The 15,208-nt window shown below is 74.6% G+C and carries 10 protein-coding genes; 8 read left to right on the top strand and 2 right to left on the bottom strand.

The features are described 5' to 3' along the window. The first annotated feature begins 271 nt into the window (after positions 1 to 271). Entirely contained in the window at positions 272 to 2,365 is a 2,094-nt protein-coding gene (malQ, locus tag ACIP9H_RS04090) for a 4-alpha-glucanotransferase (protein WP_401582851.1), read from the top strand. A 58-nt stretch (positions 2,366 to 2,423) separates the two neighbouring features. Beyond that, a complete protein-coding gene (locus ACIP9H_RS04095; RefSeq protein ID WP_401582853.1) occupies positions 2,424 to 2,660 on the top strand; it encodes a hypothetical protein in 237 nt (78 codons plus the stop codon). 148 nt (positions 2,661 to 2,808) lie between these two features. Here the strand turns inward: ACIP9H_RS04095 and pepN are convergent, their stop codons facing one another. Next, positions 2,809 to 5,379, bottom strand: a complete 2,571-nt coding sequence (gene pepN / locus ACIP9H_RS04100) for an aminopeptidase N (protein WP_401582855.1) — start codon at positions 5,377 to 5,379, stop codon at positions 2,809 to 2,811. 207 nt (positions 5,380 to 5,586) lie between these two features. Between pepN and ACIP9H_RS04105 the strand changes: the two genes are divergently transcribed. From ACIP9H_RS04105 to ACIP9H_RS04120, 4 genes are all read left to right on the top strand, one after another. Continuing rightward, on the top strand, positions 5,587 to 9,015 hold the full coding sequence (locus ACIP9H_RS04105; protein ID WP_401582857.1) for a beta-N-acetylglucosaminidase domain-containing protein: 3,429 nt from the start codon (positions 5,587 to 5,589) through the stop codon (positions 9,013 to 9,015). Between the two features lie 109 nt (positions 9,016 to 9,124). After that, the gene (locus ACIP9H_RS04110) at positions 9,125 to 9,664 is read left to right on the top strand and encodes a PadR family transcriptional regulator (protein WP_360905869.1); all 540 of its coding nucleotides are present in this window, start codon (positions 9,125 to 9,127) and stop codon (positions 9,662 to 9,664) included. After that, entirely contained in the window at positions 9,661 to 10,347 is a 687-nt protein-coding gene (locus ACIP9H_RS04115; RefSeq protein WP_401582859.1) for an ABC transporter ATP-binding protein, read from the top strand. Before ACIP9H_RS04110 ends, ACIP9H_RS04115 begins: the two co-directional genes overlap by 4 nt. Then, positions 10,344 to 11,768, top strand: coding sequence for an FtsX-like permease family protein (locus tag ACIP9H_RS04120; protein ID WP_401582860.1), 1,425 nt, complete (start codon positions 10,344 to 10,346; stop codon positions 11,766 to 11,768). The genes ACIP9H_RS04115 and ACIP9H_RS04120 overlap by 4 nt, the downstream gene beginning before the upstream one ends. A 92-nt stretch (positions 11,769 to 11,860) precedes the next feature. On the opposite strand, the gene ACIP9H_RS04125 is transcribed toward ACIP9H_RS04120, so the two are convergent. After that, the gene (locus ACIP9H_RS04125; protein WP_319661379.1) at positions 11,861 to 12,397 is read right to left on the bottom strand and encodes an HNH endonuclease; all 537 of its coding nucleotides are present in this window, start codon (positions 12,395 to 12,397) and stop codon (positions 11,861 to 11,863) included. A gap of 231 nt (positions 12,398 to 12,628) precedes the next feature. On the opposite strand from ACIP9H_RS04125, the gene ACIP9H_RS04130 reads away from it, so the two are divergent. Further along, positions 12,629 to 13,660, top strand: coding sequence for a mechanosensitive ion channel family protein (locus ACIP9H_RS04130; protein WP_401582862.1), 1,032 nt, complete (start codon positions 12,629 to 12,631; stop codon positions 13,658 to 13,660). A 305-nt stretch (positions 13,661 to 13,965) separates the two neighbouring features. Next, the gene (locus tag ACIP9H_RS04135; RefSeq protein ID WP_401582864.1) at positions 13,966 to 15,144 is read left to right on the top strand and encodes an ROK family protein; all 1,179 of its coding nucleotides are present in this window, start codon (positions 13,966 to 13,968) and stop codon (positions 15,142 to 15,144) included. Positions 15,145 to 15,208: the final 64 nt, after the last annotated feature.

The raw sequence follows: 15,208 nt of genomic DNA on the forward strand, positions 1-15,208 counted from the left end.
GTGCGCCCGGAAGCGACGAGCGGTGACCGCGGTACACGAATCGCGGGGGTAACCCGCGAGCGCTGAGGACGTACCCCGGCGCGGCACCGACCCCACGGCAAACGGGCGGGGCCCGCACTTACCGTGCCGGGCTGGGGGCACCCCCGGCCGAAGGTTGGGGGAGGGCGGGAGGGCGGGGAAAAAACCCGGGCGGCCAGCGCAGCGAACCCGCACGCATTGGGTATGGCTGAGGCTGTCGCCCTGTTTCGACCACCCCCGGGAGCGCACCCCGATGACCGATGCCGCCGAGCGGGACCGACTTGCCGTGCTGCACGGCGTAGCCCCCACGTACCGCCCCTCGGCCGACCGGGAGGTGCGGGTGCCGGACGACACCGTCGTCCAGGTGCTGGCCGCGCTCGGGGTGGACGCCTCGACGCCCGCGGCGGTGCGGGACGCACTGGCGGAGCACGAGCAGCGGGCGGGGCAGCGGCTGCTGCCCCGGAACGTGGTGCTGCGGGCCGGGCGCCCGGCGGGGCTGACACTGCCGGAGGGCACGGCCCTGCGGGTGGAGCGCGAGGACGGGGTCGAGAGCGCGTGGGACGGCCGCGCGGCGCTGCCGGTCGGCCGGCACGCGCTGCGGGCGCGGACGCCGGACGGGCGGACCGCGTCGGCGCTGCTGGTCGTGGCGCCGGAGCGGCTTCCGGGGCCGCCCGAGCGGGTGTTCGGCTTCATGGCGCAGCTGTACTCCGTACTGTCGGCGCGTTCGTGGGGCATGGGCGACCTCGGTGACCTGGCGGACCTCGCGGCGTGGACGGGGCGGGCGCTGCACGCGGGTTTCCTCCAGGTCAATCCGCTGCACGTGGCGGTGCCGGGGCGGCCGACCGATCCGTCGCCGTACCGGCCGTCCTCGCGCCGCTTCCCGGACCCGGTGTACCTGCGGGTGGAGGAGATCCCGGAGTACGCCCATCTCGACGCGGGGGACCGCGAGCGCGCGGCGGACCTGCTGCGCCGGGCGGCGGTGCTGCGCGACTCGGTGCTGCTGAAGGACGCCCTCATCGACCGTGACGCGGTGTGGGAGCTCAAGCGCGAGGCGCTGGCGCTGGTCCGCAAGGTGCCGCTGTCGCCGGGCCGCCGGGCCGCGTACGGGGACTTCCTGGCCGAGCAGGGGCAGGCGCTGGACGACCACGCCACGTGGTCGATGCTGGCCGAACTGCACGGTCACGACTGGCGTTCCTGGCCGGCCGGGCTGCGGGACCCGCGGTCGGGGCAGGTCGCCCGGCAGCGCGGGCAGCGGCTGGACCAGGTCGACTTCCACTGCTGGCTGGCTTGGTTGACGGACAGTCAGCTGGGCGCGGCGCAGCGGGCAGCGCGTGACGCCGGGATGGCCGTGGGCGTCGTGCACGACCTCGCGGTGGGGGTGCACCCCTCCGGGTCCGACGCCTGGGCGCTGCAGGACGCCCTCGCCCGCGGCATGTCGGTGGGCGCCCCGCCGGACGCCTTCAACGCCCGCGGCCAGGACTGGGGGCTGCCGCCGTGGCGCCCGGACGCTCTCGCGGCCACCGGGTACGCGCCGTACCGCGATCTGCTGCGCGGTGTGCTGCGGCACGCGGGCGGGCTGCGCATCGACCATGTGATGGGGCTGTTCCGGCTGTGGTGGGTGCCGGAGGGCAGGCCCCCGACCGAGGGTGCGTACGTGCGCTACGACGCCGGGGCCATGCTCGGCATCCTCGCCCTGGAGGCGCACCGCGCGGGAGCGGTCGTCATAGGGGAGGACCTCGGCACGGTGGAGCCCGGCGTACGGGAGGAGCTCGCGGACCGGGGCATCCTCGGCACGTCGGTGCTCTGGTTCGAGCGGGACTGGGAGGGGGCGGCCGCCGCGGGCGGGCACGGGCACGCCCGGCCGCTGCCGCCGCGGGAGTGGCGGGCGGACGTGCTGGCCACCGTGACCACGCACGACCTGCCGACCACGGCCGCGCGGCTGACCGGCGAGCACGTCGGGCTGCGGCACCGGCTGGGGCTGCTGACGCGGTCGTTGGAGGAGGAGCAGGCCGCCGACGCGGTGGACGTCGCGGAGTGGCTGGCGCTGCTCGGCCGGCTCGGGCTGCTGCCGGAGGGCACGCGGGACGAGGAGTCCGTGGTGAAGGCCGTGCACCGCTTCCTGGCCGCGACGCCGGCGCGGATGGTCGGGGTGTGGCTGCCCGACGGCGTCGGCGACCGGCGCCCGCAGAATCTGCCCGGCACCTGGGACGAGTACCCCAACTGGCGGCTGCCGATCGCCGACGCGGAGGGCCGCCCGCTCACCCTGGAGCAGCTGGCCGCCTCGCCGCGGCTGCACGCCCTCGCCCACGAGGTGCGCACGGCGATGGGGGCGACGGATGTCCCGTAGCCCCCGTGAAGGGCACCCCGGGCGCGCGGGGTACGGGAGCGTTCGCTACTTTGAGAGCGTGGACAAGCTCAACAAGAACGCCCTGCGCGCCGGTGCCGTCTCGGCCACCACGGCGCTGATGCTGCTCGTGTCGTCCCCCGCGTTCGCCAACAGCGTGGACGACGGCTCCGACCCGGGGCCGGGGCTGAGCGTGATCGAGACGCTGGGGCTGTTCCTCGGCATCCCGGTCGTGGCCTTCCTCATCATCGCGGGCCTGGTGACCGTGACCGACAAGTCGCGCAAGCCGCAGGCCTGACGGGCTCCTCCCCCCGACCGACCGCTCGGGCCGGGCCGCGGTTCCGCCGCGGCCCGTTCCGGCGTTCCCCCGTACGGCGCAGTGTGCCCGCCCTGCGGGCGGGCGTCCGCCGGGACCCGGGGAGCGACGTCCCCGGGCCCCGGTGCGGTCACGCCGCCGCGGCGTCCGCGGCCTGTGCCTTCAGGGCGCGTTCCACGCCGGCACGGCACTCGGTGACCATGCGGCGCAGCGCGGGCGCCGGGTCGGCGGCCGCGAGCCACGCGTCGGTGGCGTCCAGCGTGGCCTGCGAGACCTGGATCGCCGGGTACAGGCCGACGATGATCTGCTGGCCCATCTCGTGCGAGCGGGACTCGAAGATGCCGGCGATCGCGGCGAAGTAGCGCTCCGTGTACGGCTCCAGCAGCTCGCGCTGGTCCGGCACGGAGAAGCCGCCGATGACCGCTTCCTGAACGGCGTTGGTCAGCGTCTCGGCCTCGACGACCGCGGCCCAGGCCTCGGCCTTGGCCTCGGCGGTCGGCCGGGCGGCGCGCGCGGTCGCCGCGTGGCGCTCGCCGGCGGCGGTGGCGTCCCGCTGCAGCTCCGCGGCGATGGCGGCCTCGTCGGCGCGGCCGGTGGCGACCAGCCGCTGGAGCAGGCTCCAGCGCAACTCGGTGTCGACCGCCAGGCCCTCGACGACCTCGGAGCCGTCGAGCAGCGCGCCCAGCAGGTCCAGCTGGTCCTTGGTGCGCGCGGTGCCCGCGAAGGCGCGGGCCCAGGCGAGCTGGTGGTCGCTGCCCGGGGCGGCCGCGCGCAGGTGCTCCAGCGTGGCCTCCGTCCAGCGGGCCAGCCCCGTCTCGCGCCACTCGGGGGCGGCGTACAGCTCCAGTGCCGTCGTCACCTGGCGGTGCAGCGACTGCACGACGCCGATGTCGGACTCCTTGCCGATGCCGGAGAGCACCAGCTCCAGGTAGTCCCGGGTGGGCAGTTCGCCGTCACGGGTCATGTCCCAGGCGGAGGCCCACACCAGGGCGCGCGGCAGCGACTCGGTGAAGTCGCCGAGGTGGTCGCGCACGGTGGCCAGCGAGACCTCGTCGAGCCGCACCTTGGCGTAGGACAGGTCGTCGTCGTTGAGCAGCACGACCGCCGGGCGCCCGGTGCCGACCAGCTCGGGCACCGCCGTCAGCTCGCCGTCGATGTCCAGCTCGACGCGCTGGACGCGCACCAGCTTGCCGTCGCGCAGGTCGTACGCGCCGACCGCGATGCGGTGCGGCCGCAGGATCGACTCGCCCTTGGCGCCGGCCGGCAGCGCCGGGGCCTCCTGGCGCACGGCGAAGGAGGTGATGGTGCCGTCGGCGGCGGTCTCGATCTCCGGGCGGAGGATGTTGATGCCGGCCGTCTCCAGCCACTTCTTCGACCAGGTCTTCAGGTCGCGGCCGGAGGTCTCCTCCAGCGCGCTCAGCAGGTCGGTCAGGCGGGTGTTCTTCCAGGCGTGGCGCTTGAAGTACGCCTGGACGCCGCGGAAGAACTCGTCCGTGCCGACGTACGCCACCAGCTGCTTCAGGACGGAGGCGCCCTTGGCGTAGGTGATGCCGTCGAAGTTGACCTGGACGTCCTGGAGGTCGTTGATCTCCGCCATGATCGGGTGGGTGGACGGCAGCTGGTCCTGCCGGTACGCCCAGGTCTTCATGGAGTTGGCGAAGGTGGTCCAGGAGTGCGGCCACTTGCTGCCGGGCGCGTAGGCCTGGCAGGCGATCGAGGTGTAGGTGGCGAACGACTCGTTCAGCCACAGGTCGTTCCACCACTCCATGGTGACGAGGTCGCCGAACCACATGTGGGCGAGCTCGTGGAGGATGGTCTCGGCGCGCACCTCGTAGGCCGCGTCCGTCACCTTGGAACGGAAGACGTACTGGTCGCGGATGGTGACCGCGCCCGCGTTCTCCATGGCGCCGGCGTTGAACTCCGGCACGAAGAGCTGGTCGTACTTGGTGAAGGGGTACGGGAAGTCGAACTTCTCCTCGAACCAGTCGAAGCCCTGCCGGGTGACCGCGAAGATCGCGTCCGCGTCGAGGAACTCGGTCAGCGACGGACGGCAGTACAGGCCCAGGGGCACGGTGCGGCCGCCCTCGCCCTCCCAGGTGCTGTGCACGGCGTAGTAGGGGCCGGCGATCAGCGCGGTGATGTAGGTGGAGATCCGCGGGGTCGGCTCGAAGCGCCACACGTTGTCGACCGGCTCGGGGGTCGCGGAGTTGGAGATGACCGTCCAGCCCGCCGGGGCCTTCACCGTGAAGGCGAAGGTCGCCTTGAGGTCGGGCTGCTCGAAGTTGGCGAAGACGCGGCGGGCGTCGGGCACCTCGAACTGGGTGTAGAGGTAGGCCTGCTTGTCGACCGGGTCGACGAAGCGGTGCAGGCCCTCGCCGGTGTTGGTGTACGCCGCGTCCGCGACGACCCGCAGCTCGTTGGGGCCGGCCTCCAGCGACGGCAGCGCGATACGGCTGTCCGCGAAGACCTCGGCCGGGTCGAGCGCGGTGCCGTTGAGGACCACCTCGCGGACGGCCGGCGCGACCAGGTCGATGAAGGTCGAGGCACCCGCCTCGGCGGACTCGAAGCGCACCGTGGTCACCGACCGGAAGGTGCCGCCCTCCTGGGCGCCGCTCAGGTCGAGCTCGATGTCGTATGCGTCCACGGTCAGCAGGCGCGCTCGCTGGCGCGCCTCCTCACGTGTGAGGTTCGTGCCAGGCACGTTTCCGTCTCCTTCGTCGGTTTTTCGGCCATCCTCGCACGCGAGGGGGGCCGGGCGGCCAGGGGTTTTCCCTCGACCGGCGGACGGTTCCCCCTATGGGCGGCGGCTACCGGCGGTACGGGCCGCACACCACCGGGACGGGAGGGGATGGAGGGGCTCCCGAACGCGTTGACACGCCCTCCGTGCGGGTGATGGGCTGTCGCGAACATGACCCGGGGCAGAAGAACCGCCGCAGCGAGAACGGCCGCCATCGTCGCCGCCGTGGTCGGTGGCGTGCTGGGCGTGTCGCCCGGCGCCGTGGCCGCGCCGCCCGCCACCCCCTCCCCTCCCGCCGCCCTGCCGGACGCGCCGGCCGCCACGGGCAGGACCGCCGCCGCCCTCCCCGCGGTCCGTCCCACGCCCCAGGTGATGCGCGAACGCGGCGGCCTCACCACCGTGCCGGACACCGTGACCCTGGTCGCCGGCCCGGGCGCCGACCCCTACGCGCTGGCCGTGCTCCGCGGGATCCTGCGCGACGCCGGGGTGCGGGACCTGCGCGACAGCACGGACGTCCCGCGCGGCGGCCTGACCGTGTACGCCGACGGCGAGGGCGCGGAAACGGCGCTCCGCGCGCTGGGCGCCGCACCCGTGGGCGACCTGCCCCCCGGGGGCTACCGGCTGGCCGTCGGCCACGTCCTCGGCCACGGCACCGTGGCGCTGGCCGGCACGGGCGAGGACGGGCTGTTCCACGCGGCGCAGACGCTGCGTCAGCTCATGACACCGCAGGGCCTGCCCGGCGTCGTCGTGCGCGACTGGCCGGTGGCCGCGACACGCGGCATGGCCGAGAGCTTCTACGGCGAACCGTGGACGGCCGAACAGCGCCTGTCGCAGGTCGACTTCCTGGGCCGCACCAAGCAGAACGGCTATCTCTACGCACCCGGCGACGACCCCTACCGCCAGGAGTCGTGGCGCGATCCCTACCCGGCCGCGCGCAGGGCGGACTTCCGCGCCCTGGCGGAGCGCGCCCGGGCCAACCACGTCACCCTGATCTGGGCCGTGGCCCCCGGCCAGGCGCTGTGCTTCTCCTCGCAGGAGGACCGCAAGGCGCTGCTGCGCAAGATCGACGCGATGTGGGCGCTGGGCGTGCGCGGCTTCCAGCTCCAGTTCCAGGACGTCAGCTACAGCGAGTGGCACTGCCGGGCGGACGCCGCGCTCTACGGGGACGGCCCGCGGGCCGCCGCCCGCGCCCAGGCGGAGGTCGCGGGCGCCATCGCACGCCATCTGGAGCGCCGCCGGGGCGAGGGCGGCGTGCCGCTCTCGCTGCTGCCCACGGAGTACTACCAGGACGGCGCCACCGACTTCCGCGACGAGCTCGCGCGGACGCTGGACGGCACCGTGCAGGTGGCCTGGACCGGCGTCGGCGTCATACCGGGGACGATCACGGGCGCGCAGGTCGCCGGCGCGCAGGACGCCCTCCGCCACCCGCTGCTGACGATGGACAACTACCCGGTCAACGACTGGGCGGACGACCGCATCTTCCTCGGCCCCTACTCCGGTCGCGAGCCGGCCGTCGCGGCCGTCACGGCCGGAGTGCTGGCGACCGCCATGCGGCAGCCGGCGGCGTCCCGGATCGCCCTGTTCACGGCCGCGGACTACGCCTGGAACCCGCACGCCTACGACCGCGCCTCGTCCTGGAAGGCCGCCGTCGACGACCTCGCGGGCACCGACCCGGCCACGCGGGACGCGCTGCGCGCGCTGGCGGGCAACGAGGCCTCCTCCGCCCTGGACGACAACGAGTCGGCCTATCTGCGGCCGCTGCTCAAGGAGTTCCTGGACGCGTACGGGAACGGCAGCGCGCAGCGGCTGGCGAAGGCCGCGGGCCGGCTGCGCGCGGCCTTCACCACGATGAGCGGCGCCCCGCAGCGGCTCGACACCCTCGCCGGCGGCTCCTTCGGCGGTGAAGTGCAACCCTGGCTGGACCAGTTGGCGCGCTACGGCACCGCCGGGGAGCACGCGGTGGACATGCTGGTGTCGCTGCGCGCGGGCGACGGCACCGGCGCGTGGAAGGACCGGCTGGCACTGGAGTCGGCGCGGCGGCACATCGCGCGGAGCGCGGCGACCGTGGGCGACAGGGTGCTCGACCCGTTCCTGGCCAGGACCCTGGCCACGGCCGACGCCTGGACCGGGATGCGCGCCGAGGACGGCACCGCCACCGCGACCCTCGGCTCGGCGCGCGCCACGGAGCCGTCCCTCATGACCGACGGCAAGGACTCCACCGCCTGGGCCAGCGACGCCCCGCCGCAGGAGGGCGACACCTTCGGGGTCGACCTGGGCGGCACCCACGAGATCCGCGAGGTGCGGATCGCCATGGGGTCCGCGCAGCCCGGACCGGAGCAGGACGACTACCTGGGCCGTGCGGTGCTGGAGTACTCGGCCGGCGACGCCGCCGGCTGGCGGCCCGTCACCGAGGTCGCCGGCGAGCGCACGGTGACCGCGACCCTGCCGGAGGGCACCCGCGCCCGCTATGTGCGGCTGAGGGCCACCGCCGCGCAGGAGAACGCCGTCACCGTACGGGAGTTCACCGTGACCACCCGGGACGGGCACGAGCCCGCCGTCCCCGCGGGCGACCCGGCGGCCGGCGCGGCCGCCGACGGCGACGCAACCACGGCCTACCGCCTACCGGCGGACGGGCTGACCCTGGAGTACGGCGCGGCCCGCCCCCTGGAGGCGCTGACCGTGCTGACCGGGCCCGAGGGCGGCACCGGCGGCTCCGTCGAGGCGCGCGTGCCCGGGCAGGGCTGGCGCCGGCTGGGCGCACTGGGCAGCGGCTGGACCGAACTCCCGGCGCACGGTCTGCGGGTGGACGCGGTGCGGGTCACCCCGGCGCCCGGGACGCCGCCGCCGGTCGTCCACGAGATCGTGCCCTGGTACGCGGACCGGCCGGCCGCCCGGATGACGCTGGACCGTACCGAGGCGGACGTCGAGGCCGGCGGCGCGCCGGCGACGGTCACCGCCGAACTGACCGACGCCTCCCCGGGGGCGGCCCGGGTGACCCTCACGGCCAAGGCCCCGCCGGGGATACGGGCGACGGCCCCCGGTGACGTAGAACTGCCGCGCGGCGGGCGGGTCGTGGTGCCGGTGCGGCTGTCGCTGCCCGAGGACGGCGTGCCGGGCGTCTACGAGGTGCCGCTGGAGTTCCGCGCCGAGGGCCGCACGGTCCGGCAGACCGTCACCGTGCACGCCTACCCGCGCACCGGCGGCCCGGACGTCGCACAGGGCGCCGCCGCCACCTCCTCCGGCGACGAGACCGCGGACTTCCCCGCCTCCGCGCTCACCGACGGCGACCCCGGCACCCGCTGGTCCTCACCCGCCCAGGACGACGCGTGGGTGCAGGTCGAGCTGGGGCGGGCCGCCTGGATCGGCCGGGTGACGCTGCGCTGGCAGGACGCGTACGCCTCCCGCTACACGATCCTGACCTCGGCAGACGGGCAGAACTGGCACACGGCGGCGGTCGTCGACGACGGCCGCGGCGGCACCGAGTCGGTGCGCCTGGACGCGCCCGGCGACACGCGCTTCCTCCGCGTCCAGGGCGTGGAGCGCGGCACGAAGTACGGCTACTCGCTGTACGCGCTCCAGGCCTTCGCCGTCACGGGCTGAGCCCGTCCTCGCGGGCACCTTCCGGCACACCTCTTGCCCCGGTGATCCCGCGCCTGCCACTATTCACTCAATACATGTATGGAGTGAATAGATCCCCGGGGAGGAACCGTTGAGCACCGGCAACACGCTGCTGGGACTGCTCGCCGCGGGCCCCGGCCACGGCTACGACCTGAAGCGGCGGCACGACGAACGCTTCCCGCAGGCCCGCCCGCTCGCCTACGGCCAGGTCTACTCGACCCTCCAGCGCCTCGTCCGCGACGGCCTCGCCGAGATCGACGCCACCGAGAGCGAGGGCGGCCCCGAGCGCACCACCTACCGGCTCACCGAGCGGGGCACCGGCGCGCTGCTCGGCTGGCTCGCCGAACCCGTGCCGCCCGCCCCGGTCACCGCGGCCAATGAGATCTTCGCCAAGGTCACGGCGATCATCGCCTCCGGCCACGGCGACCCGGCGGACTTCCTGCGCACCCAGCGCGCCGCCCACCTGGCCCGGATGCGCGAACTCACCGCGGTGAAGACGGCACCCGGCGCCCCCCTGTCGGCCGTGCTCTCCGCCGACTACGCCCTCACCCATCTCGACGCCGACCTGCGCTGGATGGACAACGCCGCGCAGCGCCTCGGCGGCCTGGCCGAGGAGGTCGCCTCCGCATGACCCCACCCCTGATCGAGGCCCGCGGCCTGGTCAAGCGCTACGGCACCACCGACGCCCTGCGCGGTGCGTCGCTGCGTCTGCACCCCGGCGAGATCCTGGCCGTCAGCGGCTCGAGCGGCAGCGGCAAGTCCACGCTGCTGCACTGCCTGTCGGGCATCGTCCGGCCGGACAGGGGCGAGGTGCGGTACGGCGACGAGCGCCTCGACCAGGCGGGCGAGACCCGCCGTACGACGCTGCGCCGCACCGACTTCGGCATCGTCTTCCAGTTCGGGCAGCTCGTCGGCGAGCTGACCGCGCTCGACAACGTCGCGCTGCCGCTGCTGCTGGCGGGCACCTCGCGCGCCACCGCCCACGACCGTGCCCGCGCGTGGCTGGAGCGCTTCGGCGCCGGCGACCGGGCGGGCCTGCGCCCTGGGGAGCTGTCCGGCGGCCAGGCCCAGCGCGTCGCCCTGGCCCGCGCCATGGTCACCGGCCCCAAGGCCGTCTTCGCCGACGAGCCGACCGGCGCCCTGGACTCCCTCGCCGGGGAGCAGGTCATGACCGCCCTCGTGGGGGCCGCCCGCGAGACGGGCACCGCCGTCCTGCTCGTCACCCACGACGCCCAGGTCGCCGCCTACGCCGACCGCGAGGCCACCGTCCGCGACGGCGCCGTGGAGGGCGAACCCGCGCAGGTGCCGCGGTGACCGCGCTGCGGGCCGACGCCCGGCTGGCCTGGTCGCTGCTGCGCGGCGCCCCGCGCGGCGAATGGTGGCGGCTCGGCCTGACGGCGGCGGGCACGGCGCTCGGCACGGGCTTCGCGCTGGCGGCCGTGGTCGTCGCGGTGATCGGCACCCGGTTCGGCGGCGGTGTGCACTGGTACACCCGTCGGCTGTTCAACGACCCCACCGCACGGAACGCGCTGGCCACCGGGCTGGTGCTGCTGCTCGTCCCGCTGCTGGCGTTCCTCGGGCAGTGCACCCGGATCGGCGCCCTGCGCCTGGAGCGGCGGCTCGCCGCGCTCCGGCTGGCCGGGGCGACCGCACGCCAGGTGCGGCGGATCCAGGCGCTGGAGACCGGTGCGGCCTGCGGGGCCGGCGCCCTCGCCGGGCTGGCGGCCTTCCTGGTGCTGCGGGCGGTGCTCGCCGCTGTGCAGCCCGTCGCCGTGGCCTGGCCCGTCGATGTGCCCGTCCCGTGGTTCGCGGCCGTCGCCGTGGTGCTCGGCATGCCGCTGCTGGCGACGCTGGAGGCCCGGTTCACGCTGCGCCGCGCGGCGGCCGATCCGCTCGGGGCCGCCCCGGGGAGCCGGCGGCCGCACCCGCGGCCGGGGCGGGGGCGCCTGGCGCTGTGGGCGCTGGCACCTGCGGCGCTCGTCATGGGCACCGGCCTGCACCTGGTGAACCTGTTCGTGCTCGACGGCCGGACGGTGACGCCCGCGGTCACCGCCTCGGTGACCGTGGCCGCCGTCGTGCTCTGCCTGGTCGGCGTGGTCCACGGCAGCGCCGGGCTCGCCCTGCTGTCCGGGCGCCTCGCGGCCCGCTCCGGGCGCCCGGAACTGCTGATCGCGGGGGAACGCCTCCAGGCGGATCCCTGGGCGGGCGCACGGGCGCGCGGGGCGGTGCTGGCGGCCGTGCTGGCGGGAGTCGGTTTCATGGGCGTACGGCGCCTGCTGATCGAGGACCTGACCGCGCCGCACCGGTACCCGCACAGCGCGATGGGCCTGGAGTACTACACCGACGGGCTCCGACTGGCCGGCGCCGGCATCGCGATCGCCTTCGCGGTGGCCTTGGGCGCCCTGGCGGTCGGGGCGGCCGAATCGGTGCTCACCCGGCGCCGCACGCTGGCGGCGCTGGCCGCCGGCGGGGTGCCCCGGAGCGTCCTGAACCGGGCGGCGCTGCTGGAGACCGCGCTCCCGCTGGTACCGGCCGCCGTGCTGGCCACGGGATGCGGGCTGATGGCCGTCGGAGGCTGGTGGAAGGCGCTGGGACTCGACCATTCGTACGCGTTCCCGCTGCTGGAACCCCTGCTCGTCGCCGTCGCGCTGCCCGTCGCCGCCCTGCTCGCCGCCGCCTGCTCACTCCCCCTGCTGCGGCACGCCGCGCACCCCGCGCAGCTGCGCCACGAGTAGGCCGGGCCGCGGGACGGGGCCTCCGGGACCGCGACGGGCGGCCCGGGAGCCGCGCCCCGCGGCCCCGCGCCGGGCAACACAAAGGCCCGGTCTCAGGCGGATATGCCGTCGATCCGGGCCAAGGCGTCGTCCGCGCCGAATGGCTGCAGGTATGGCAGCCAGCGCGGGTCCCTATGCCCCGTCCCGATGATCCGCCAGGCGAGGCCCGACGGCGGGGCGGGCTGATGGCGCATGCGCCAGCCGAGCTCGGCGACATGCCGGTCGGCCTTGAGATGGTTGCACCGGCGGCAGGCAGCGACCACGTTCTCCCACGTGTGCTGGCCTCCGCGGCTGCGCGGGATCACGTGGTCGACGCTGGTTGCGACGCCTCCGCAGTACGCGCACCGGCCGCCGTCCCGGGCGAAGAGCGCCCGCCGGGTCAGGGGCACGGGGCCGCGAAAGGGGACTCGGACGAACTTGGTGAGCTTGACAACACTGGGTGCGGGGACAGAACAGGTCGCGCTGTGCAGATAAGCGCCGGATTCCTCGAGGCACACGGCCTTCTTGTTCAGCACGAGGATCAGTGCGCGGCGGAGCGGTACGACGCCGAGCGGCTCGTACGACGCATTGAGGACCAGGACATGCGGCACGGGTGCCTCCTTTTACGCCGGCGGCGCGTGGCTCGCGCCGGGACGATCTGCCCACAGTCTCTCCGGAAGCCTGGCCGCGGCGCCACCATGACCGGGTAACGGACCGAGGGTGTTTTCGACCACACCCCTTTACATGCCCTGAATCGGCGCACGTCGCTCTCGAACGAGGCAACGAGACACATCGTTTACCCCGTTAGTGTGGGAAGCCTGCCCGACCGGAGGTTCCCGCCTGTGTCCACACCGCTCGCCACCGCCTCGACCATCGACGACGCCCAGAAATCCGCCAACGGCGCGGCCGACTACATCGGCCAGAACTGGGCGGACTGGCTGGGCGCCGGGCTGCGGATCGTGCTGATCCTGGTCATCGCGCTGGTACTGCGCGTGATCGTGCGCCGGATGCTCACCAAACTGATCGAGCGCATGAACCGCGGCGCGGAGACCGCCGCCCCGGGCGCGCTCAGCGGGCTGCTGGTCAACGCCGAGCGGCGGCGGCAGCGCAGCGAGGCCATCGGCTCGGTGCTGCGCAGCGTGGCCTCGTTCGTGATCATGGGCACGGCCGCGCTGACCGTGCTGTCGGTGCTCCAGATCAATCTGGCGCCGCTGCTGGCCAGCGCCGGTGTGGCGGGTGTGGCCATCGGCTTCGGCGCGCGGAACCTGGTGACGGACTTCCTCTCCGGGGTCTTCATGATCCTGGAGGACCAGTACGGCGTCGGCGACGTCATCGACGCGGGCGTGGCCAGCGGCACGGTGATCGAGGTCGGTCTGCGGGTGACGAAGCTGCGCGGCGACAACGGCGAGATCTGGTACATCCGCAACGGCGAGGTCAAGCGCATCGGCAACCTCAGCCAGGGCTGGGCGACGGCGACCGTGGACGTGCGGATCGGCTACCACGAGGACCTGGACCGGGCGCGGGCGCTGATCCTGCGGGCGGCCGAGGAGATGGCCAAGACCCAGCCATGGGACGAGGTGCTCTGGGAGCCGGTCGAGGTGCTGGGGCTGGAGTCGGTCACCGCGTACTCCATGGTCCTTCAGGCGCAGGCCAGGACGATGCCGGGCAAGGCGCTGTCGGCGGCACGCGAACTGCGCTGGCGTATCAAGCGGACCTTCGACGAGGCCGGGATCGCGATCGTCGGCGGACTCCCGGCGGCGGCGGACGACGAGGAGGCGGTCGACCCGACCGCCGGCATCGCCGCGCCGTCGGCGCTGGCCAACCCCTCGTCGCCGCAGGCGCTCGCGGCACAGCCGCTGCCGACCACGAAGTGAGCTGATCGATGCCGGCGCACGCGCCGGGATCGCAAGGGGCACCGGGCATCCGCCCGGCGCCCCCTTTTCATGCCTTGGCGCCCCTGATAACACTTTGACGCCGTCTTTGATCCACCCTTGACGCTCCCGCGGCCGGGCGCCTACCTTGCCATTCACCAACAGGAAAGTTTCCTAACTACCAACGCCCCCACCCCGCACACGAGCCCCGACAAGCCGCCGACACGAGGAAGGACGAGCCCGTGGTCGGTACTCCCGGTACACCCGGCACCCCTGGCACGCCCGGTACGCCGCGTGTCCTGCGCGCCATGAACGACCGCGCCGCGCTCGACCTGCTCCTCGAACACGGGACCCTGTCCCGCACCCGCATCGGCAAGCTCACCGGCCTGTCGAAACCGACCGCCTCACAACTGCTCGCCCGGCTGGAGTCCGCCGGGCTGGTGGTCGCCACCGGCACCACCGCCGGCCGGCCGGGCCCCAACGCCCAGCTGTACTCGGTCAACCCCGCCGCCGCACATGTCGCCGGACTCGACGTGACCGCCGAGCACATCCGTGCCGCGGTCGCCGACATCACCGGCACCGTCACCGGCGAGTTCGAACTGCCGACCCCGGGACGCAGCCGGCGCTCCCACGGCGCCGTCGAACAGGTCGCGCAGGCGGTCGACGGCGCGGTGAAGGCCGCCGGACTGCACCTGACCGACCTGCACCGGATCGTTGTCGGCACCCCGGGCGCCTTCGACCCGAGCACCGGGCGGCTGCGCTACGCCAGCCACCTCCCCGGCTGGCACTCCCCCACCCTGCTGGAGGAAATGGCCGCGGCCCTGCCCGTACCCCTGGAGTACGACAACGACGTGAACCTCGCCGCCGTCGCCGAACAGCGGCTAGGCGCGGCCCACGGGCACGACGACTTCGTCCTGCTGTGGAACGAGGAGGGCATCGGCGCCGCCATCGTCATCGGCGGCCGGCTGCACCGCGGCCGCACCGGTGGCGCGGGCGAGGTCGGCTTCATGCCGGTGCCCGGCACGCCCCTGGTCCGGCACGTGGCCAAGGCCAACGCCGGCGGGTTCCAGGAACTGGCGGGCTGCAACGCCGTGTTGCGGATCGCCCGCGAACTGGGGCTGGCCGTGCCCCGGGGCACCCAGGCCGGAGCGGCCTCGGCGCTGCTGGCCTCGGCGGCCGCGGACGCGGCCACCGGGAACGAAGGCGGGCCGCAGGCGGAACTGCTGCGGCACTTCGCCACCGGGCTCGCCATCGGTCTCGCCTCGCTGGTGACCGTGCTCGACCCCGAACTGATCGTCCTGGCCGGCGGAGTGATCGCCGCCGGCGGGGAACCCCTGCGCGCACGCGTCCAGACGGAACTGGCCGAACTGGCCGTGCCCCGGCCCCGGCTGGTGCTCGGCGGGGTGCCGGAGCGCCCCGTTCTGTGCGGGGCACTGCAAAGCGCCCTCGCCACCACCCGCGACGAGGTGTTCGACACCTCCCGCTGAACCCCGCTCAATCCGCTCAACCGAACCACCCACCATCCGCTCACGCAGCGGGGGACACCCGTCG

This window comes from Streptomyces sp. NPDC088732 (assembly GCF_044751205.1).
GTDB lineage: Bacteria > Actinomycetota > Actinomycetes > Streptomycetales > Streptomycetaceae > Actinacidiphila.

Coding starts and splice junctions, on each gene's coding strand:
- malQ (WP_401582851.1), top strand. CDS start 272: ATGACCGATGCCGCCGAGCGGGACCGACTTGCCGTGCTGCACGGCGTA.
- ACIP9H_RS04105 (WP_401582857.1), top strand. CDS start 5,587: ATGACCCGGGGCAGAAGAACCGCCGCAGCGAGAACGGCCGCCATCGTC.
- ACIP9H_RS04115 (WP_401582859.1), top strand. CDS start 9,661: ATGACCCCACCCCTGATCGAGGCCCGCGGCCTGGTCAAGCGCTACGGC.
- ACIP9H_RS04135 (WP_401582864.1), top strand. CDS start 13,966: ATGAACGACCGCGCCGCGCTCGACCTGCTCCTCGAACACGGGACCCTG.